Annotated in this window: 21 protein-coding genes; 5 read left to right on the top strand and 16 right to left on the bottom strand. The window is 33.3% G+C overall.

The window, feature by feature from the left end; genetic code table 11:
- Positions 1-6: 6 nt before the first annotated feature.
- From G6042_RS07095 to mraZ, 11 genes are all read right to left on the bottom strand, one after another.
- The gene (locus G6042_RS07095; RefSeq protein WP_169523610.1) at positions 7-729 is read right to left on the bottom strand and encodes a cell division protein FtsQ/DivIB; all 723 of its coding nucleotides are present in this window, start codon (positions 727-729) and stop codon (positions 7-9) included.
- A 59-nt stretch (positions 730-788) separates the two neighbouring features.
- Positions 789-2,141 (bottom strand): UDP-N-acetylmuramate--L-alanine ligase, encoded by a 1,353-nt coding sequence (gene murC / locus G6042_RS07090; RefSeq protein ID WP_169523609.1) that lies wholly within the window; start codon positions 2,139-2,141, stop codon positions 789-791.
- A gap of 107 nt (positions 2,142-2,248) precedes the next feature.
- Positions 2,249-3,340, bottom strand: coding sequence for an undecaprenyldiphospho-muramoylpentapeptide beta-N-acetylglucosaminyltransferase (murG, locus tag G6042_RS07085; protein ID WP_169523608.1), 1,092 nt, complete (start codon positions 3,338-3,340; stop codon positions 2,249-2,251).
- A gap of 1 nt (position 3,341) precedes the next feature.
- Positions 3,342-4,643 carry an FtsW/RodA/SpoVE family cell cycle protein gene (locus tag G6042_RS07080; protein ID WP_169523607.1) on the bottom strand — a complete coding sequence of 434 codons (1,302 nt, stop codon included), beginning with the start codon at positions 4,641-4,643 and terminating at the stop codon, positions 3,342-3,344.
- A 66-nt stretch (positions 4,644-4,709) separates the two neighbouring features.
- The gene (murD, locus tag G6042_RS07075) at positions 4,710-6,044 is read right to left on the bottom strand and encodes a UDP-N-acetylmuramoyl-L-alanine--D-glutamate ligase (protein WP_169523606.1); all 1,335 of its coding nucleotides are present in this window, start codon (positions 6,042-6,044) and stop codon (positions 4,710-4,712) included.
- A 46-nt stretch (positions 6,045-6,090) separates the two neighbouring features.
- A complete protein-coding gene (gene mraY, locus G6042_RS07070) occupies positions 6,091-7,317 on the bottom strand; it encodes a phospho-N-acetylmuramoyl-pentapeptide-transferase (RefSeq protein ID WP_169523605.1) in 1,227 nt (408 codons plus the stop codon).
- Between the two features lie 75 nt (positions 7,318-7,392).
- Positions 7,393-8,856 carry a UDP-N-acetylmuramoyl-L-alanyl-D-glutamate--2,6-diaminopimelate ligase gene (locus G6042_RS07065; protein ID WP_169523604.1) on the bottom strand — a complete coding sequence of 488 codons (1,464 nt, stop codon included), beginning with the start codon at positions 8,854-8,856 and terminating at the stop codon, positions 7,393-7,395.
- Complete coding sequence (locus G6042_RS07060; RefSeq protein ID WP_169523603.1) at positions 8,853-10,853, bottom strand: penicillin-binding protein; 2,001 nt, start codon at positions 10,851-10,853, stop codon at positions 8,853-8,855. Before G6042_RS07060 ends, G6042_RS07065 begins: the two co-directional genes overlap by 4 nt.
- Positions 10,844-11,191 (bottom strand): FtsL-like putative cell division protein, encoded by a 348-nt coding sequence (locus tag G6042_RS07055; RefSeq protein ID WP_133533502.1) that lies wholly within the window; start codon positions 11,189-11,191, stop codon positions 10,844-10,846. Before G6042_RS07055 ends, G6042_RS07060 begins: the two co-directional genes overlap by 10 nt.
- Positions 11,192-11,197: 6 nt before the next feature.
- On the bottom strand, positions 11,198-12,106 hold the full coding sequence (gene rsmH / locus G6042_RS07050) for a 16S rRNA (cytosine(1402)-N(4))-methyltransferase RsmH (RefSeq protein ID WP_211161656.1): 909 nt from the start codon (positions 12,104-12,106) through the stop codon (positions 11,198-11,200).
- On the bottom strand, positions 12,081-12,554 hold the full coding sequence (mraZ, locus tag G6042_RS07045; RefSeq protein ID WP_169523601.1) for a division/cell wall cluster transcriptional repressor MraZ: 474 nt from the start codon (positions 12,552-12,554) through the stop codon (positions 12,081-12,083). Before mraZ ends, rsmH begins: the two co-directional genes overlap by 26 nt.
- 390 nt (positions 12,555-12,944) lie before the next feature.
- Between mraZ and G6042_RS07040 the strand changes: the two genes are divergently transcribed.
- The 3 genes from G6042_RS07040 to G6042_RS07030 are packed head-to-tail and all read left to right on the top strand — an operon-like array spanning position 12,945 to position 14,914.
- Complete coding sequence (locus G6042_RS07040) at positions 12,945-13,709, top strand: alpha/beta fold hydrolase (RefSeq protein WP_169523600.1); 765 nt, start codon at positions 12,945-12,947, stop codon at positions 13,707-13,709.
- A 46-nt stretch (positions 13,710-13,755) separates the two neighbouring features.
- Positions 13,756-14,373: a ribosome biogenesis GTP-binding protein YihA/YsxC gene (yihA, locus tag G6042_RS07035; RefSeq protein ID WP_169523599.1), complete on the top strand. Its 618-nt coding sequence runs from the start codon at positions 13,756-13,758 to the stop codon at positions 14,371-14,373.
- Positions 14,363-14,914 carry a hypothetical protein gene (locus G6042_RS07030; protein WP_169523598.1) on the top strand — a complete coding sequence of 184 codons (552 nt, stop codon included), beginning with the start codon at positions 14,363-14,365 and terminating at the stop codon, positions 14,912-14,914. Before yihA ends, G6042_RS07030 begins: the two co-directional genes overlap by 11 nt.
- 37 nt (positions 14,915-14,951) lie before the next feature.
- Here G6042_RS07030 and gldC read toward each other — a convergent pair whose 3' ends face one another.
- Positions 14,952-15,287, bottom strand: coding sequence for a gliding motility protein GldC (gene gldC, locus G6042_RS07025; protein WP_169523597.1), 336 nt, complete (start codon positions 15,285-15,287; stop codon positions 14,952-14,954).
- Complete coding sequence (gene gldB, locus G6042_RS07020) at positions 15,280-16,245, bottom strand: gliding motility lipoprotein GldB (protein WP_169523596.1); 966 nt, start codon at positions 16,243-16,245, stop codon at positions 15,280-15,282. The genes gldC and gldB overlap by 8 nt, the downstream gene beginning before the upstream one ends.
- Before the next feature lie 95 nt (positions 16,246-16,340).
- Between gldB and nadE the strand changes: the two genes are divergently transcribed.
- Positions 16,341-17,141, top strand: coding sequence for an NAD(+) synthase (gene nadE / locus G6042_RS07015; protein ID WP_169523595.1), 801 nt, complete (start codon positions 16,341-16,343; stop codon positions 17,139-17,141).
- 93 nt (positions 17,142-17,234) lie between these two features.
- Positions 17,235-17,864 (top strand): response regulator transcription factor, encoded by a 630-nt coding sequence (locus G6042_RS07010; RefSeq protein ID WP_169523594.1) that lies wholly within the window; start codon positions 17,235-17,237, stop codon positions 17,862-17,864.
- 107 nt (positions 17,865-17,971) lie between these two features.
- Here the strand turns inward: G6042_RS07010 and G6042_RS07005 are convergent, their stop codons facing one another.
- The 3 genes from G6042_RS07005 to trmB all read right to left on the bottom strand — a co-directional run bounded on the left by G6042_RS07005 (position 17,972) and on the right by trmB (position 19,860).
- A complete protein-coding gene (locus G6042_RS07005) occupies positions 17,972-18,307 on the bottom strand; it encodes an MGMT family protein (RefSeq protein WP_169523593.1) in 336 nt (111 codons plus the stop codon).
- Between the two features lie 177 nt (positions 18,308-18,484).
- On the bottom strand, positions 18,485-19,126 hold the full coding sequence (locus tag G6042_RS07000; RefSeq protein ID WP_169523592.1) for a LysE family translocator: 642 nt from the start codon (positions 19,124-19,126) through the stop codon (positions 18,485-18,487).
- A gap of 59 nt (positions 19,127-19,185) precedes the next feature.
- On the bottom strand, positions 19,186-19,860 hold the full coding sequence (gene trmB, locus G6042_RS06995; protein WP_169523591.1) for a tRNA (guanosine(46)-N7)-methyltransferase TrmB: 675 nt from the start codon (positions 19,858-19,860) through the stop codon (positions 19,186-19,188).
- Positions 19,861-20,008 lie beyond the last annotated feature (148 nt).

Below are 20,008 nucleotides of genomic sequence, written 5' to 3'. Positions count from 1 at the left end.
AATCATCTATTTTATACAAACCACTTGTTGTGTAAACTTCAGGTTAATCTTTTTGTAATTGTTCAAAGTGCTATCTGAAACTGCTTTTTGAAAAAATGCTTTATAGTTTTTAAATTTTCTATCAATGTTAATAATTTTACCAAAATCGATGGTGTAATCGTAATTTCTATTCTGCATAATCAAGTTTCCGTTAGGCACAACTTGCACTCCAATAATATTTTTTTTCAAAAAATCATCTTCATAAATCATCTTCAATACTTCAGATAATTTTTCGTTTTCAACAGCATCAATTTTGCCAGAAACTAGCGGAACTCTAGCCGAATAATTCTCAGACAACGGCATCCTATTTCCTTCATAATCAACATAAAAAGAACCCGTTTCTAAAACCACTCTTCCAACTGGTGTTTTTTGTTTAACAACCGCTTTTAAAACCCCATCAACACTGACAAACACCTCTGACTTTTGTACAAAATCATTATTGTTGACAGACTTCTCCAATTTCTTCAAATCTAAACCTTCTTTGGTAATAGTTTTTGAGTGCTCATTTTTTTCTATTAACAATTTATTAACCATTGTTGGTAATAAAAAAGGTGTGTCTTCGTCGATGATTTCCACATCAATTTTGGCTATTTTTCTATTCTCATTTCGCATGGAAGCAAAAGAAAAAAGAAATAGAACTAACATAATCATTAGTACTAATCTGATATTTGTCCAAGTGAAAATTTTCATTTTTTTATTTTATTTCAAATGCAAAACATTTGATAATTCTTACTTTAAATTTTTATTTTTTATTTATTTGCCAAAAGCAATTCCGATTTAATTTCAGGAACCATTTCACCGATATCGCCTGCACCAATTGTAACTATAATCGTAGCAGTTGAATTTAAAATTTCGTCAATTAGTTCGCTTTTTCTTACCAATTTTTTATTGTCATTTTTAACCATTGACAACAACCATTCCGAAGTTATTCCTTCCATTGGTAATTCTCTTGCTGGATAAATATCCATTAACAATAATTCGTCAAATTGAGCCAAACTTTCGGCAAAACCATCGGCAAAATCTTTAGTTCTACTGAACAAATGGGGTTGAAAAATTGCCAATACTTTTTGATTTGGATATAATTCTCTAACCGCTTGATGAACTGCATTAATTTCGGTTGGATGATGTGCATAATCATCGATATAAACTAAATTTTCAGATTTAATTTGATACGAAAATCGTCGTTGCACACCTTTAAATGAAGCCAAAGCGTTAGCAATGTCAATGGTTGGGGTGCCAAAAGTTTTTGCCATCGCTAACGCCATCAAGGCATTCATTAAATTGTGATGTCCAGGTAAACCGAACGCTATATTTTTAATCGTTTCTGAAGGTGTTTCCACATCAAAAACATAACTACTATTTTCAACTCTAATGTTTTTTGCCGTGTAAGTTGCGCCGTTATTTATTCCAACGGTTAATCCTTCAAGCGGCAAACCTTTGGGAACAAATAATTTAGTTTTATCCGACACTTTATCAGCAAATTCGCGAAACGAATCTTCAATAGCTGATGTATCGCCATAAATATCCAAATGATCAGCATCCATTGAGGTTACACAAGCGATATCTGGATGAAGATGTAAAAACGAACGATCAAATTCATCGGCTTCTACAACTGAAATTGTTTTTCCTTTTCCGATTAAGTTGGAATGATAATTTTCGACAATTCCGCCAAGAAAAGCTGTAACATCTGCACCGCTTTCATAAAGAATATGACCAAGAATACTTGATGTTGTCGTCTTTCCGTGTGTTCCAGCAACGGCGAAACAAAATGTATCTTTGGTAATTAATCCTAAAACTTCGGCACGTTTTTTAATCGTAAAACCTTTATTTTTTAAGTAATTCCACTCCGAATGATCTTTTGGAACTGCTGGAGTTACAACTACTAAAGTATTTTCAACAGTATAACTTTCAGAAATAAAACTGACATTATCTTCAAAATGAATTTGCATTCCGCCGGCAATCAATTCGTCAGTCAACATAGTTGGTGTTTTGTCGTAACCCGAAACATTTTTTCCAATATTTTGAAAATAACGAGCCAAAGCACTCATTCCGATGCCTCCAATTCCTATGAAATAGACGTTATGTATTTGGTTTAGATTCATTTTCAATTTCAAAATTCAATTACAACTTCAAAAATCAATGTCAATATTAACTTCAACTACAAAATTCAAATTTTATCATTGATTTTTGAGATTGATTTTTGCCTTTGCTATTTTATTAATTTAATTATTTCTTCTACTATATCTTTTGTTGCATTTGGTTTTGCCAAGCTTTTTATGTTTTGGCTTAATTCTTTTTGTAAACTTTCGTCCGAAATTAAATTGGAAAAAGTTGTTTCAAATTTTTCCTCTAATTCATTTTCTTTTAAAAGAATAGCACCATTTTTATCGACTATCGCTTTTGCATTTTTGGTTTGATGATCTTCGGCTACATTTGGTGATGGAATAAAAATCGTTGGTTTTCCTACCAAACATAACTCGGAAACTGATGATGCTCCAGCACGAGAAATTACAAAATCGGCTGCGGCATAAACCAAATCCATTCTGTCAATAAAATCTAAAACCTGAACATTTTTTCCATCGGAAAAATGCTTATACTCATTGATATAAAACTTTCCGCATTGCCAAATCACTTGAATATCCTTAGAAACTATATTGTAAATTTCTTTTTCAATCAATTGGTTAATTCTTCTTGCGCCTAAACTTCCGCCGAGAACCAAAAGCGTTTTTTTGTTTGCATCCAAATTAAAATGAGTGATTGCTTCATTCCTTTTTGCATCAATGTTTAGCAAATCTTCACGAACCGGATTTCCTGTTAGAACAATCTTTTCTTTTGGAAAAAATCGTTCCAAATTTTCATAGGCAACACAAATTTTATTTGCCTTTTTACTCAACAACTTATTAGTTATTCCTGGATATGAATTTTGCTCTTGAACTACAGTTGGAATATTTCTGCTATTTGCCACTTGCAATAATGGTCCAGAAGCAAAACCGCCAGTTCCAATTACAACATCGGGTTTGAACTTGTTTATAATTTGACGCGATTTCCACAAACTGCTTATCAATTTGAATGGAAACATCATATTTTGAACTGTCAATTTTCGTTGTAATCCAGCAATCCACAAACCTTCAATTTTGTAACCCGCTTGTGGCACTTTTTGCATTTCCATTTTGTCTTTGGCACCAACAAAAAGAAATTCCGCATCAGGGAAACGCGATTTTAATTCATTCGCAATAGCAATTGCCGGATAAATATGTCCGCCTGTTCCGCCACCACTTACTATGAATTTTAATTTTTTCATGCTAATTTTTTTTCAAAATTGGTTCCAATGGATTTGCCTTGTCTTCAATAGAGAAATCCTCATTTTCATTTATCTTTTCCTCTTCTTCGTCTTCTTGTAATTGTTTGTCAATTAACTTTTGTAATGCAATTTCACGTTTTTCTTTTTCGGCTTCTTCGTGAGCGATTTCTTCTTCTTTTCTGGTTACCGAAAGTATGATTCCTAAAGCGATACACGTCATCCAAATGGAACTTCCTCCAGAACTTATCAATGGCAATGTTTGTCCTGTTACTGGAAATAATTCTACGGCAACTGCCATATTGGTCATTGCTTGGAATATTATAGGAAATCCAAGTCCAACAACGACGAGTTTAGCAAAAAGTGTTGGCGATTTATGAGCCGCAATTACAAATCGAAATAACAACAAAAGATACATTCCGAGTACAGTTAATGCGCCAATCAACCCATATTCTTCTACAATAATGGCATAAATAAAATCGGAAGACGATTGAGGCAAGAAGTTTTTTTGCACACTTTTTCCTGGTCCAAGTCCGTAAATTCCACCTGATGCAATGGCAATTTTTGCTTTTTCTATTTGATATACATCTTCATCGGGTTTATCGGAAGCGAAGTTATCGATACGTTTCATCCAAGTATCAACACGGTTTGGAAATGCATCTGGAAAAGCTTTGGCAACCAATATGAAAAAGGTCAAACCTGCTATTCCTGCTGCGAGAATAACTCCAATGTATTTTAGCGGATATTTTCCAATGAATGTTATCATGATTACCATTGAAAAAATCAACGCTGCTGTTGAGAAATTGGCTGGTAATATTAGTATTAGCGTAATGAAAACTGGCAACCAAAGCTCTATGAGCGATGACTGAAAAGTGACTGGTGTTTCGCGTTTTTTGGATAAATATCTCGCTACGTAAACATATAATACAATTGATGCTAAGGTTGATGTTTGGAACGTAATACCAACGAACGGAATTTGTATCCATCGGCTGGCGTTTGCTCCATCGATTATTGTTCCTTTCATCAACGTGTAAACCAAAAGTATCCAAACCACTGGAAGCATTATCCATGAAATGGTTTTGAAATAATGATAGGGAATTTTGTGGATTTTGTAAATGATGAAAAATCCAACGAAAATTTGTATTCCGTGTTTTAACAAATAGGTAAATGCGTTTCCAGAACCGTGACGCATATAAGCCAAATTACTACTCGCGCTAAAAACAGGCATAAACGAAAACAACGCCAATAGCGCAACGAATGCCCAAATGACTTTATCTCCTTTTAAATTTGTAATTAACTCTTTCATTTTTTTTTAGTTTATGATGTTTATGAGGTTAAGAGGTTATTTATAAACTCATAAACCTTATAACCTTTATAAATTTCTCACCGCTGCTTTGAACTGATTTCCTCTGTCTTCGTAGTTTTGAAATAAATCAAAACTGGCGCAAGCTGGTGAAAGCAATACGTTATCGCCTTTTTCGGCAATGTGTTTTGCGGTGTTTACGGCATCGCGCATGTTGTCAACTTCGACCATCATATCAACCACATCGGCAAATGCATCGATGATTTTTCTGTTATCAATTCCGAGACAAATAATGGCTTTTACTTTTTCGCGAACTAACGACATCAACTCGGAATAATCGTTTCCTTTGTCAACTCCACCAACAATCCAAACGGTTGGAACGGTCATACTATCAAGTGCAAAAAAGGTTGCATTTACATTGGTCGCTTTGCTATCATTGATGTATTGCACGTTTTGGATTTTCAACACTTTTTCTAAACGATGTTCTACACCTTGGAAATTTGACAAGCTTTCGCGAATGGTTTCTTTTCTGATTTTCATCAATTGAGCCACAGAAGTTGCTGCCATTGCGTTTTTCATGTTGTGTTTTCCTTCCAATGAAATTTCGGTTGTTTTCATTGCAAATTCTTCGTTGTTGATTGTAATTTCCATAGTGTCGTTATTTATAAATGCTCCGTTTTTCATCTTTTCCAACAATGAAAAAGGAATTAATTTGGCTTTTGTTTTATTGTTTTGTAACCAGTTTGAAATGGCTTCATCGTCATTGTCGTAAATCAGATAATCGTTTTCATCTTGGTTCATTGTTATTCTAAATTTTGATGCGATATAATTTTCATATTTATAATCGTATCGGTCTAAATGGTCTGGACTGATGTTGGTTATTACAGCAATGTTTGGCTTATAAGTAATAATTCCATCGAGCTGAAAACTACTTAGTTCTAAAACATAAACGTCAAAATTTTCTTCGGCTACTTGCCATGCAAAACTTTTTCCGATGTTTCCTGCTAAACCGACATTTAATCCTGCTTGTTTAAGCAAATGATAGGTTAACATTGTCGTAGTTGTCTTTCCGTTGCTTCCTGTAATCCCAATGGTTTTGGCACTGGTAAACTGAACTGTAAACTCAATTTCGGAAATAACTGGAATTCTTTTTTCTACCAACTTTTTTACGATTGGCGCTTTTTCTGGAATTCCTGGACTTTTCATTACGACATCAGCATTTAGAATTAATTCTTCTGTATGCTTTTCGTCTTCCCATTTAATCTCATTAATTTTAAGAACTTCTCTGTAATTGTCTTTTATTCTTCCGAAGTCGGAAACAAAAACTTCGTAACCTTCTTTTTTTCCAAGAATTGCTGTCCCAACTCCGCTTTCGCCACCGCCTAAAACCACTAATCTTTTCATCTTTCTCTTTTTAAACCATTAAGAAAATTAAGTTTTTTAAGATTTCTTATCGTAATTTCAAGGTTACTATTGATACGATTGCTAGTAATATTGTGACAATCCAAAAACGGGTAACAATTTTACTTTCGTGATAACCTTTCTTTTGATAATGATGATGTAATGGCGACATGAGAAAAACTCTTCGACCTTCGCCAAAACGTTTTTTAGTGTATTTGAAATAGGTAACTTGAATGATTACGGAAGCACTTTCGGCAAAGAAAATGGCACATAAAACTGGCAACAACATTTCTTTTCTAACCGAAATTGCCAAAACCGCTATAATTCCACCAATAGTTAAACTTCCTGTATCGCCCATAAATACTGATGCTGGATAGGAATTGTACCAAAGAAATCCTATTAAAGCTCCAACAAAAGCAGCAATGAAAACTGTCATTTCTCCCGAATTGGGTATGTACATCACGTTGAGATAACTCGACAAAATGATATTACCCGAAATGAAGGTAAAAATTCCCAACGCGAGAACCGAGATTGCTGATGTTCCAGCGGCTAAACCATCAATTCCATCGGTTAAGTTAGCTCCATTTGAAACTGCTGTGATAATAAAAATTACGATTGGAATGAATACTAACCAAGCCCAATTTTGGTAATCATCTGTAAAGGGTTTTAAAATTTGAGCATAATCTAATTCGTTGTTTTTTGTAAACGGAATTGTGGTTGTGGTTGATCTATGTTCTACTGGAATTTGAGAAATCACGTTTTCTGTTTGGTTGAAAGTGACTGGTTTAGTTGATTTTTCTCTAACGGTAACGCCAGGATGAAAATACAAAACCGAACCTACGATTAACCCCAAACCAACTTGACCTATTACTTTAAAAATTCCTTTTAAACCTTGTTTGTCTTTTTTGAATATTTTTATGTAATCGTCAATAAATCCAATTGTTCCCATCCAAAGCGTGGTTACAATCAACAATAAAATGTAAATATTGTTTAGTTTCGTTAATAAAACCACTGGAATTAACGTAGCGATTATGATGATTAATCCACCCATTGTTGGCGTTCCAGCTTTTTGAGTTTGACCTTCCAAACCTAATTCGCGAACGGTTTCTCCAACTTGCTGATTTCTTAAAAAAGTGATGATTTTTTTTCCATAAATAGTTGAAATCATCAACGAAAGTATCAAAGCCAACGCCGAACGAAACGTAATATATTGAAACACTCCAGTTCCAGGAATGTCTAATGTTTTGTCTAAATATTCAAATAAGTAGTATAACATAATGGTTGGTTATTTGTTATTTATATTATGAGATTCTTCCTTCGTCAGAATGACAAACATGCCGTTGAATCTATTTTACTTGTTTAATTGTTCTAAAAATTCTTTTACTATTTTCATATCATCAAAATCATAGCGAACGCCTTGAATTTCCTGATACGTTTCGTGTCCTTTGCCAGCAATTAGGATAATATCATTTGTATTGGCTAATTGACAAGCGGTTTTTATGGCTTGTTTTCTATCTTCAATAGAAAGTGATTTTTTGAAATTTTGTGGTTCAACTCCAGCTTCCATTTCGGCGATAATCGTTGCCGGATTTTCAGTTCGAGGATTATCTGAAGTAATAATAACTTTATCACTCATTTGCGTTGCGATGTTTGCCATTATTGGTCGTTTGGCTTTATCTCTATCGCCACCACAACCAACAACCGTAATCAATTGTTCGTTTTTAGTTCGGATATCGTTGATGGTTTTCAATACATTTTCCAAAGCATCAGGCGTATGTGCGTAATCGACAATTGCCGTAATTTTTTCATTGGAAACAATAAATTGAAAACGTCCTGAAACACTTTCTAGTTCTGATAATAATCTCAACACTTCCAGATTTTCTAATCCTAATTGAACTGCTGTTCCATAAATTGCCAATAAATTATAAGCGTTAAACGTTCCAATTAATCGAACCCAAACTTCATTTTCATTAATTTTTAACAACAATCCTGACAATTGATTTTCCAGAATTTGCGCTTTATAATCGGCATAGGATTTTAATGCATAGGTTAATTTCTTTGCATTGGTATTTTGCAACATTACCGAACCGTTTTTGTCATCAACATTGGTCAATGCAAAAGCTGTTTTTGGCAAATGGTCGAAGAATGATTTTTTTACATCGCGATATTCTGCGAAAGTTGGATGATAATCTAAATGATCGTGTGACAGATTAGTAAAAACGCCACCTTCAAAGTGTAAACCTTCGGTACGTTTTTGATGAACACCATGCGAACTCACTTCCATAAAGCAAAATTCGCAACCGATTTCAACCATTTCATTCAAATAATGATTGATTGTCAATGAATCTGGCGTTGTATGTGTTGCTTTATGTTCAGTTTCATCAACCATAATTTTTACAGTCGAAAGCAAACCTACTTTATAACCTGCTTTTTTGAATAATTGGTATAAAAGTGAAGCAATTGTCGTTTTACCATTTGTTCCAGTAATACCAACCAAACGAATTTTTGACGATGGATTATCGTAATAATTGGAAGCCATAAAAGCCAAAGCCGAATTCGTGTCTTTTACTTGAACATAGGTTATTCCCGTAACGATAATTTCAGGTAAAGTATCACAAACAATAACTGTTGCGCCAAGATTAATCGCTTTTTCAATAAAATCATGGCCATTAGAAACCGTTCCACGAATTGCCACAAAAACATCGTTCTCTTGAATTTTTCGAGAATCGAATTCAATTTTGTTCACAGCCATTTCAGTCGAACCTTTTACGACTTCGATAGCAACTTTATATAATATGTCTTTTAAAATAATCACGACAATTCGAGTGTAATAGTTTTTATTTTTTCTAAAGCTTCACCAGGTTGAATGGATTGTTTCTTTACTTTTCCGGTTCCGATGATTTTTACTTTTATTTTTAAATTTTCTAGCAAGGCTATCGCATCCATTCCAGCCATTCCTTTTAAATTTGGTAATACTTTTTTCTCGCTATTGATTTTATCGTTATAAACCGAATAAGCTACTTCTTGTTTATCGATTTTCTTATTCAGGTTTTTAATTTCATTGGTTGATGGCGCATCGGTGAAAATTTTTTGGGCAATTCGTTTAAAAACTGGTCCAGCAACATCGGCACCATAATAATTATTCTTAGCTGTATTAGGTTTATGAACAACTACAATGCAAGAATATTTTGGTTTATCGGAGGGAAAAAATCCAACAAAAGACGATGCATAATACATATTGTCTTTTCCCTTATTATAATTTACTTGAGCTGTTCCTGTTTTTCCTGCCATAGAAAAATCTTGAGAATACAACTTTGAACCCGTTCCTTTTTTAACCACATTTTCCAAAACAGCCTTTACTTTTTTTACCGTTTCTTGCGAACAGATTTTAGGATTGATAACTTGTTTGTTGTATTTTTTTATGGTTTTATTCCATTCTTTTATTTCCGAAACAAAAATTGGCTTTACCATTTCGCCGTTATTGGCAATGGCATTATACAAAGCCAATGTTTGCAATGGTGTTACCGAAACGCCATAACCATAAGCCATCCAAGGCAATGCCAATCCGCTCCAACCTTTTTCTCCTGGTTGTGGAATGAATGGTTTTCCTTCGCCTTGAAACGGTAATCCAAGTGGTTCGTTTAAACCCATTCTGTCGATTCTATCCACAAATTCTTTTGGATTATTTTTATAATTTTCATAAACGGCTTGTACCAAAACCGTATTCGATGAAACTTCAAAACCACGTGCTAACGAAATTTTACCATAACCACCTTTGTGAGAATCGCGAACTTTTCTACCATAATAAGTGATTTCTCCACCACGAGAATCATACACTTGACTTGTATCAACTTTATTATCATCAAGCAACGCAATCAAATCCACCAATTTGAATGTTGAACCTGGTTCGTGCGATTCGGCTACTGCATAATTTACCGTTTCATAGTATGAACCGTCATTTGCTCTACCTAAATTAGAAATTGCTTTCACATGACCCGTTTGAGTTTCCATTACCACAACACAACCATGATCAGCTTCATATAATTCTAATTGTTTCAACAAAGCATGATGCGCAATGTCTTGGATATAAACATCAATCGTAGAAATTACGTCATAACCATCAAGAGGATCAACTTCATTTACATCACGAATAGGTTTCCATTGACCTTTGGCAATTTTTTGTTTGGAAACTTTTCCGTCTTTTCCATTCAAATATTTTCTAAACGACCATTCGATTCCTTTTCCGTCTAATTCGCCATTTGGTTTTACGCGTTCGTAACCAATAGTTCTTTCAGCAATTTTCCCGATTGGATGTTCGCGAACCGTTTTTTGCTCGGTAATCATTCCACCTTTATAAGTTCCGAGATTGAACAACGGAAAGGTTTTCAATCGCATGTATTCGGTGTAACTTAATCCTTTTGCCAATAAATAGTAACGATTTTTATTAGCATGCGCTTTTCTCAATTCCGAGTGATAATACGAACTTGGTTTTCCTAACATTACAGATAATGAATCGGCTAAACCTTTTATATTTTTATCAAAATCTTCTTGTTTTGGCGCAACTGCATCAAAACGGATAGTATAATTAGGAATAGATGTTGCCAACAAACTTCCGTCAGACGAATAAATATTTCCTTTATTGGCTGGAATTACAAAATCTTTTACGGTTTGTTCTGCCGCCAATTTTCTGTAATGTTCGCCTTCAACCCATTGAATTCTGGACAGTTTGAATACCACAGCCATTGCCATCAAAAAGATGCCAAACGCAACTAGGTAAATTCGATAAGACATTTGTTTATCTTCTACTGCCATAACTTTTGGAAAAAAGTTTTTTCAACTGGTTTTTTTACTTTTATTTTTTTTGGTGGAACCGATGAAGGAAAAATTTTTCGTTCTTCCATTTTTTTTGAAACGGTCGATTCCATTTTTAATTTCATCAATTCTGAACGTTTATCTACAAACTCCGAACGCAATTCTTTTACTTCGCTTGTCAATTCGGCAATCCTGAATACTTTTTGTTCGTATCGATGCGTATTAGCAATCATCAGAATCGCAATCAGGATAAGAAACAAAATGAAACGCCAGTTTTTGGTAGCATCTTCGTTCAAAAGAAATCTTGCTTTCAATATGCTATAAACACCTTTTTTCATTTTATTCTAAATTTTTTCTGCAATTCTTAATTTTGCGCTTCTCGCTCTATTATTTATTTTGATTTCTTCGTCGGTTGGAACAATTAATTTTCCCACTAATTTGAACGGAACGGAAAAATTTCCAAAAAAATCTCGTTCCGGTTCGCCTTCAAACATTCCGTTTTTCATAAATCGTTTCACCAATCTATCTTCCAGCGAATGATAGGAAATGACGCTTAATCTTCCTTCGGGTTTCAATATTTCAAGTGATTGTTCTAAAAACTCTTTTAAAACTTCCATTTCTTGATTGACTTCAATTCTAATGGCTTGATATATTTGGGCTAAGACTTTATTTTTTACTTTTTCAGGCAAATATTTTGACAAAACTGTTTTTAATTCTTCTGATGTTTTGATGTCTTTTTTTTCTCTGGCATCGACAATCGTTCTTGCTAAAGCAGGCGCGACTTTCAACTCGCCATAATCCAAAAAAACGCGTTTCAAGTTAGCTTCATCATATTCGTTTACCACTTTATAAGCATCGAGTTCATTTCTTTTGCTCATTCTCATATCCAAATCGGCTTCAAAACGAGTAGAAAAACCTCTTTCTGGAACATCAAACTGATGCGATGAAACACCTAAATCTGCCAAAATTCCGTCAACACTTTTTACACCATGAAATCTCAAAAAACGCTTAATATATCTGAAATTTTCATGAATTAACGTAAATCTCTCATCAGGCAAAGCATTAGCAATCGCATCTTCATCTTGATCAAAAGCAAACAATTTTCCATTTGGACCAAGACGTTTCAAAATCTCTTTGGAATGTCCGCCACCGCCAAAAGTAACATCAACATAAACGCCATCTGGTTTAATATTCAAACCATCGACTGTTTCGTGCAACAAAACCGGATTATGATATTCCATTGTCATCATCATTTATATTTCCCATTACATCTTCTGCCAAATCAGCAAAATCAATATCATCACCAGCAATTGATTTTTCATACAAATCTTTATCCCAAATCTCCACGATATTCACTGCCGACGAAAGCACGATGTCTTTTGATATTTGCGAAAAAGTCATCAAATCTTTTGGAACCAATAATCTTCCTAACGCATCAATTTCAACAATTTTTACTCCAGCTGTAAAACGACGGATAAAATCGTTGTTTTTCTTCACAAAGCGATTCAGTTTATTGATTTTTTGCATCATTAAATTCCATTCGCTCATTGGATACAATTCCAAACACGGTTGAAACACCGAACGCTTCAAGACAAAGCCATCTTGCAGCGAACCAGCCAATTGCTTCTTCAATGCAGCAGGAATCATCAATCTTCCTTTTGCATCAATCTTGCATTCGTATGTTCCAATTATTGAATTCAACCTGATATCATTTGATTATGAGCAAAAATATAAAATATATTACCACATTTTACCACTATCTACCACTTTGTTAATAAGTTTTACCACTTTTTAACCATATAAAAGAGTTTCAAGAGAAAGCCTTTTATTAGAATTGTTAAAAAATTCACAAGAAAATAAAGGCAATGCTCCGAAAATGGAAGTAAAAATTTGAGAAATGTCTAAATTTTTGAGAAAAATTCAAGGAAATAAAAAAATAAAAATCAAATAAAAATGTTGACAACTAGGGTTTTAAGAATTCTAAAAAAACAATAAGCGACAACATCCATTTTTTTTTAAATAATCGCATTTGTAAACCAATTTTATCAAGAAAATTATATATTTGTGGACATACGGAAACGGAAATTTTAGATGGAAAAAAACTATAAAAAAGAGGGAAAATACAGTTATTATGAAGTTGGCGAAGGAACTCCAATTCTAGTTTTGCATGGATTAATGGGCGGATTGAGTAATTTTGGCGGTGTAGCCGATTATTTTTCTACTATTGGTTATAAAGTTGTCATTCCAGAATTGCCGCTTTATACCCAAAATATCCTCAAAACTAACGTCAAAGCTTTTGCAAAATATGTAAAAGATTTTATCACATTTAAAGGTTTTGACAGAGTAATTTTATTAGGAAATTCGCTTGGCGGACATATTGCTTTGTATCATTCTAAAATGTATCCCGAAAAAGTTGCTGGATTAGTAATTACCGGAAGTTCAGGTCTTTATGAAAGCGCAATGGGCGACAGTTATCCAAAACGCGGTGATTATGAATATATAAAAAAGAAAGCTGAAGGCGTTTTTTATGATCCAAAAGTGGCTACCAAAGAAATTGTTGATGAAGTTTTTGCTGTGGTTAATGATAGAATAAAAGTCATCAAAACTTTGACTATTGCCAAAAGTGCTATTCGTCATAATATGGCAAAAGATTTACCAAAAATGCATGTAAAAACGTGTATTATTTGGGGAAAAAACGATACGGTTACTCCACCAGATGTTGCCGAAGAATTTCATAAACTGATGCCAAATTCTTCTTTATATTGGATTGACAAATGTGGTCACGCTGCCATGATGGAACATCCAGATGAGTTTAACCGATTGTTACACGAATGGTTGAAAGAAGTTCATTTATAAATAACAGAAAGTCCTTTTTGGACTTTTTTGTTTTAAATCAAAAATTATGAAAATTAATACTGCCGAATTTATCATTAGCAATTCTGAAGTAAGCAAATGTCCGAAAGAACCTTTGCCAGAATATGCTTTTATTGGTCGTTCCAATGTTGGGAAATCATCTTTAATTAATATGATAACCAATCATAAAAATTTGGCAAAAACCTCAGCACGACCAGGAAAAACTCAACTTATCAATCATTTTAAAATCAATCAAAATTGGTTTTTGGTCGATTTGCCAGGTTATGGTTATGCTCGAGTTTCTAAAAAAACAAAAGAAGTTTTTCAAAAATTCATCACCGATTATTTTGAAAAAAGAGAACAACTCGTTTGTGCTTTTGTTTTGATTGACATTCGTCATGAAGCTCAAAAAATTGATTTAGAATTCATTACTTATTTAGGAGAAACAGGCGTTCCGTTTTGTATTATTTTTACCAAAGCCGATAAAATTAGCCGAACCAAAATCGACTCACATGTTGCTGCTTATCGCAAGGCTTTGTTAGCCAACAACTGGGAAGAAATGCCACAATACTTTGTCACTTCATCACTTGAAAATACTGGAAGAGATGAATTATTAACTTTTATTGACAATGTAAACCAAGATATATTTAAGAATAATGATTTCTAAAAAACTAACAACTGCATTACTTATTTTATTCTCTTCTTTTTCATTTGCACAAGAAAAACCAAGCGTTGAAAAATCAATTTTTGGAATTCAAACAGGTATTTTAGGCGTTTGGGCTCACAATGAAGCTAGATTAACCAATAGTATTGCACTAAGAACCGAAATTGGTCTTGATTTTGGAATAAATGGAAATGATAACACAACCACTACTGCTTTGATACCAAGCATCAGAGTTGAACCACGTTGGTATTACAATTTGGAAAAAAGAATAACCAAAAACAGAAAAATCGCCAATAATAGTGGCAATTTTTTGGCTTTGAACGTTGCTTACAATCCTGATTGGTTTTATATTTCCAACAGAGAAAACATCAACGTTATCAGTACTGTTGCTTTTATTCCAAAATGGGGAATTAAACGAACGGTTGGCAATCATTTTACCTACGAAGCTGGAATTGGTCTTGGTGGATTTATTGTTTTAGAAGATTATGAAACTGATACTAATGTTGCGCTTGATTTACATCTTCGGATAGGTTATACATTTTAAAAAAAAAGGTTCGTCATTGCTGACGAACCTTTTTTTTTTATTTCTTCAACTCCATTTTTTCAGCAAAATAATCACAGAAATCTCGCATCGTATCCGCCATTTTTTCATCATCTGTTGCACGTTGAAACGTATCTGCCATAGCGACTAACGTTTGATGGAAAAACTTTTTCATTTCATCAACTGGCATATCTTTTGTCCACAAATCAATTCGCAAGGTTTCTTGTGCATTGCTATCCCAAATGGAAAGCAACAACGCTTTTGCTTCTTCGTTATCAATTCCGCCGTCTTGTGCTGACCATGTTAATTTTTCGGGAACACGATTTTCATCAAGTTCTACATTGAATTTTATTTCGGATTTAATTGTATTACTCATTTTTCTTAGGTTTGTATTTTGATTTTTCAAATAATTCTCTGGCATCCATTTTAAATAAATCGGCTACTGTCGTTTTTGGATTATTTTCCATATACGAACGAACGATTTGCCAACCTATCCATTGCCCAATTCTTCCCGGTGATTCGTTATCGATTTCGAGATAAAATTTAGAAAATGGAGCTAAATTTATAAATCGGTTTGCCAATTTAGAATCTGAACTGTACAACAGGTTTTCATCTACAAAAAAGCGCCAAATGTAACTTTCATTTTCTTGACACCAAGTAATTTGTTCTGGCAAATAACCAATTCTTTCGGCATCCGTATAATTAGGTAACAAAATATCTTTTAAGTATAATTCTTTACCATAATATATCATTTCAGACAACAGCGATTTTTCGGTTGGCGCAGGAATTGTTCTCATGGCAAAACTCGAAACTACATCTGGCATCATTTGTCGTTCTTCGAAATTTTGTTCAATATATTCAGGAAAAGTATAAAATTCGTGTCCTTTACCTAAATATAATTCCAAAGCAATAATCAATTTGTCATTAGCATAAATCGCTTTGTTGTTATAATCCATTTCACCTATTACAGTATAAATTGTTGGTGTAATAACCGTTGGAAAATAGTATTTTATATGCTTGAATAAATCTTCAATTTCAGTAGTTTGCTTACTAAAATTGCCGTATTTTTTTTGGACTTCACTATATAAAGCTTGCCAATCTTTGTTTTGCATTTTTTCAATCCAAACTTTATCATCATTTCCATCGGGAAAGAAAAAAGGATATTCGGCTTTTAAACTGGCTAATTCTTCGGGTTTAGATTCAAAAAAAGCTTTGTCAAATCGAACCACTTTAACTTCAACTGGAATTTCTTCTACGGCTTTTTCAACCTTTGATTTTTTTTCGCAAGAAACGATTGCAAACATCAAAGTAAAAAGAACTAAAAATTTCTTCATTATATTTAATTTAAAAAGTCATAAACAGTATAAAAAACTTCTGATTTTTTAACTTTGCAAATATACATTTCAGTTTCTAAAAACTTTCATAACAAATGGCTAAAAAAAGCACTATCAATGTTGAAAAGGTAAATCAACATATTGTAAATTGGTTAAAAGACTATGCAACCAATGCAAAAGTAAATGGTTTTGTGGTTGGAATTTCCGGCGGAATAGACTCAGCAGTTACCTCAACGCTTTGTGCTCAAACAGGTTTTACTACTTTATGTATTGAAATGCCAATTCATCAAGACCAAAATCAGGTAAATCGCGGCAAAGAACATATTGAGCAATTGATGAAGCGTTTTCCAAATGTAAATCATGCTATCACTGATTTGACTACAGTATTTGAGACCTTTAAAACTGAAGTTCCTGTTAGCGATAACGAAGCAAAATACAATTTATCTCTTGCCAATACACGAGCGCGACTTAGAATGACAACGTTGTACTATCATGCTGGAATTCATGGTTTATTGGTTGCTGGAACTGGGAATAAAGTAGAAGATTTTGGCGTAGGTTTTTACACAAAATATGGTGATGGCGGAGTTGATCTTAGCCCGATTGCCGATTTAATGAAAAGTGACGTTTATGCACTAGCCGAATATTTGAATGTTCCTAACTCTATTCAAAACGCTGCTCCAACCGATGGACTATTTGGCGATTCAAGAACCGACGAAGATCAACTCGGCGCAAGTTATGACGAACTCGAATGGGCAATGCTTGCGGTAGAAAAAAATCTCGATACTACAAATTTTACTGAAAGAGAAAAGGAAGTTTATCAAATATACAAACGCTTAAACACTGTAAATCAACACAAAATGAAACCAATTCCTGTGTGTATAATCCCAAATAAATAAAATGTTTTTAGTTTTTTTTAACAGTATATTATTTATTTTTTAATACTTTTACGTCACAAAATTCTAAATAATTAATCAAAAAAACCACAAATTATGATTAACGTATGTATCGCTGATAACTTTCCAGTTGTACACTTTGGAATGAAAGCTTATTTTAAAGACCACAGCGAAATAAGCATAGTATCCAATGTAGGTAATTTTTTTATGATTCCTGACGCATTAAGAAACAAAGAAATTGACATCTTAATAATGGACTTAGAACTTGACGGATTAAACAGTATTTATGAAGTAAAGTCAATCATCAAAAATTTTCCAAAAACCAAAGTTATTATTTTCAGCAGTTTGTCTGAACAAATTTATGCACCAAATGCTATCAAAGCAGGTTGTGCAGGATATGTTCACAAGACATCAAAACTTGAAAATTTAGGAGTAACTATTGTAAGAGTAAATAATGGTCAAATCATCCTAAATGACGAAATCAAGAAAAATTTAGCATTAATTGCTAAACAAAACAAATCTGAACGATTATACAGAAAACTTTCAAATCGAGAAATTGAGGTGTTACGTTTTCTTAGCGACGGCAAGAAAAACAACGAAATAGCTAAAATATTAGGTCTTAACGAAAAAACCATCAGTACATACAAACTTCGTTTGTTAACGAAATTAAACGTTACTAATTTGGTTGACTTAGTAAATAAAGCTAAAACATTAGAAATCGTTTAAAACTATTGATTGGTGTTTTTATTATAACGATACCTTCAATTTTCTAATAATCATTTATGTCTTGATTTTTTTAAGATGTAAATGATTATTTTTTTGTATTTGTGCATTTACTCAACTTCTGGTTTCCAAAAATGCTTTTCAAAATCCACAATTTGATTATCAACTACTTCAACTCCTTCGTTTTCCAACAATTGTTGCATTAAATTGGTTCCGTCAAAATGATGTTTGCCCGAAAGTAATCCTTTTCTATTGACAACACGATGCGCTGGAACATCGTCTATAGTATGTGAAGCATTCATTGCCCAACCAACCATTCTAGCTGAACGAGCTGTTCCCAAAGCTTTGGCAATTGCACCATACGACGTGACTTTTCCTTCGGGAATTTGGCGAACGATTTCATAAACTCGTTCAAAAAAATTATCGTTCTCTGATGTTTTTTTCATAGTTACACAACTTACTTAATGATTCTTAAATTTTAAACCACATTGAAACATAGTTTTAATAAATTTTCAAAAGGCGTTTCACTAAATTTCAGAAAATCATATTGCTTATTTGCCACAGATTCACTGATTTTGGCTTTGATTTTTGAAGTTGAAATTGAAATTGATTTTTGAAATAACTTAATTAAAATAGTAATTCAAAATATTAATCAACGTTAAAATTGCCACAAAACCTGTAACCAAACCAATAATAGTATTCATGTTTTTAACAAAATAATCGGTTTTAGTTTTTAGTTTTTCAAAGAAAACAACATAACAGTAAAACACCGAGAACGAACCAACAACTACGCCAAAAACCAAACTATAAATGGAAACCGCATCAAAAGTGAAGATTTTATATGATGCTAACGTTATACTTACCAAAACATAATATGGAATTGGGAAAAAATTAATTGCTGAAATCAGCATTCCCATAAAAAAACGGCTTCGTTTACTCTTCAATTGGATATTTTCTTTGTCAATTTGCTTTTTTGGAGTTTTGGCAAAAAACAAAAAGTAAATCGAAATTACCGTAAAAATTCCTAAGCCAATTTCGCGAAGCAGTACAACAACTTCTTCATTTTTATTAATATATCGGGCAAAAATTACTGAAATATACGTTTGAACCAGAATAACTAACAAAGCTCCGAGAACAAAAATCATTGCGCGTCGTCGTCCGTCAGTAACACTAACTTTTGCTGCTGTCATATTGATTAATCCTGGCGGAAAAATCCCGATAACAGCTGCCAAAAATCCCGATAAAAATGGAAGAATAACACTCATAAATTCCAATTTTTCAAATCCCAAATTCCAAAACTCGGAACTTGAAACTTGGAACAAAACTATTTAATCTTAAAACGAATAAACGTAATTGCTTTATTAATTTCCAAATATTGATTTTCGTAAAACGTTTGAATTTCAGTTACTTCTTTTGGCGAACCTTCATTTTTATACACATTATGATTGGCATACAAAACCTCGTGACCTTCGCCATGAAGCAATCCAAGTGTATAACCATGCATAAATTCGCTATCAGTTTTTAAATTCACAACTCCATCAGGTTTTAGAATTCGTTTGTACATTTTCAAAAACTCCGAATTGGTCATTCTGTGCTTTGTTCGCTTATATTTAATTTGCGGATCGGGAAACGTAATCCAAATCTCGGCAACTTCATGTGCTGCAAAAATATCTTCAATCAACTCAATTTGTGTGCGAACAAACGCCGTATTGTTCATTCCACTTTCAACCGCCGTTTTTGCACCACGCCAAAAACGCGCACCTTTTACATCAATTCCAATATAATTTGCATTTGGATTTCGTTGTGCCAAACCAATCGTATATTCACCTTTTCCACAGCCTAATTCCACAATAATCGGATTATCATTCTTGAAAAATTCTGAATTCCATTTTCCTTTATACTGAAAATTTCCACTAACAACTTCTTCTCTAGTTGGTTGCAACACATTTCCAAACGTATCGTTTTCTTTAAATCGCTTTAATTTATTCTTACTTCCCACAAACTTAAATTTTTGGTAAAAATAAGGAAATATAGAGTAAACCAAACAGTTTTATCTTTACATTTGATTAGGAACGAATCGGTAGTTTGTTTCAGTAATTGTAATTCCTGCTTTTCGCTACAATTCCCGAAAAAAAATCGGGAAATTT

This window comes from Flavobacterium solisilvae, from assembly GCF_012911605.1.
Lineage (GTDB): Bacteria > Bacteroidota > Bacteroidia > Flavobacteriales > Flavobacteriaceae > Flavobacterium > Flavobacterium solisilvae.
Note: the sequence above shows the minus strand (reverse complement) of the source record. Positions and strands in the feature narration are given on the sequence as shown.

Bases quoted from the DNA above. Each gene is read 5' to 3' on its own strand.
- G6042_RS07095 (WP_169523610.1), bottom strand. From the start codon at position 729: ATGAAAATTTTCACTTGGACAAATATCAGATTAGTACTAATGATTATG.
- murC (WP_169523609.1), bottom strand. From the start codon at position 2,141: ATGAATCTAAACCAAATACATAACGTCTATTTCATAGGAATTGGAGGC.
- murG (WP_169523608.1), bottom strand. From the start codon at position 3,340: ATGAAAAAATTAAAATTCATAGTAAGTGGTGGCGGAACAGGCGGACAT.
- G6042_RS07080 (WP_169523607.1), bottom strand. From the start codon at position 4,643: ATGAAAGAGTTAATTACAAATTTAAAAGGAGATAAAGTCATTTGGGCA.
- murD (WP_169523606.1), bottom strand. From the start codon at position 6,044: ATGAAAAGATTAGTGGTTTTAGGCGGTGGCGAAAGCGGAGTTGGGACA.
- mraY (WP_169523605.1), bottom strand. From the start codon at position 7,317: ATGTTATACTACTTATTTGAATATTTAGACAAAACATTAGACATTCCT.
- G6042_RS07060 (WP_169523603.1), bottom strand. From the start codon at position 10,853: ATGGCAGTAGAAGATAAACAAATGTCTTATCGAATTTACCTAGTTGCG.
- G6042_RS07055 (WP_133533502.1), bottom strand. From the start codon at position 11,191: ATGAAAAAAGGTGTTTATAGCATATTGAAAGCAAGATTTCTTTTGAAC.
- rsmH (WP_211161656.1), bottom strand. From the start codon at position 12,106: ATGATGATGACAATGGAATATCATAATCCGGTTTTGTTGCACGAAACA.
- G6042_RS07040 (WP_169523600.1), top strand. From the start codon at position 12,945: ATGGAAAAAAACTATAAAAAAGAGGGAAAATACAGTTATTATGAAGTT.
- yihA (WP_169523599.1), top strand. From the start codon at position 13,756: ATGAAAATTAATACTGCCGAATTTATCATTAGCAATTCTGAAGTAAGC.
- G6042_RS07030 (WP_169523598.1), top strand. From the start codon at position 14,363: ATGATTTCTAAAAAACTAACAACTGCATTACTTATTTTATTCTCTTCT.
- gldC (WP_169523597.1), bottom strand. From the start codon at position 15,287: ATGAGTAATACAATTAAATCCGAAATAAAATTCAATGTAGAACTTGAT.
- gldB (WP_169523596.1), bottom strand. From the start codon at position 16,245: ATGAAGAAATTTTTAGTTCTTTTTACTTTGATGTTTGCAATCGTTTCT.
- nadE (WP_169523595.1), top strand. From the start codon at position 16,341: ATGGCTAAAAAAAGCACTATCAATGTTGAAAAGGTAAATCAACATATT.
- G6042_RS07010 (WP_169523594.1), top strand. From the start codon at position 17,235: ATGATTAACGTATGTATCGCTGATAACTTTCCAGTTGTACACTTTGGA.
- G6042_RS07005 (WP_169523593.1), bottom strand. From the start codon at position 18,307: ATGAAAAAAACATCAGAGAACGATAATTTTTTTGAACGAGTTTATGAA.
- G6042_RS07000 (WP_169523592.1), bottom strand. From the start codon at position 19,126: ATGAGTGTTATTCTTCCATTTTTATCGGGATTTTTGGCAGCTGTTATC.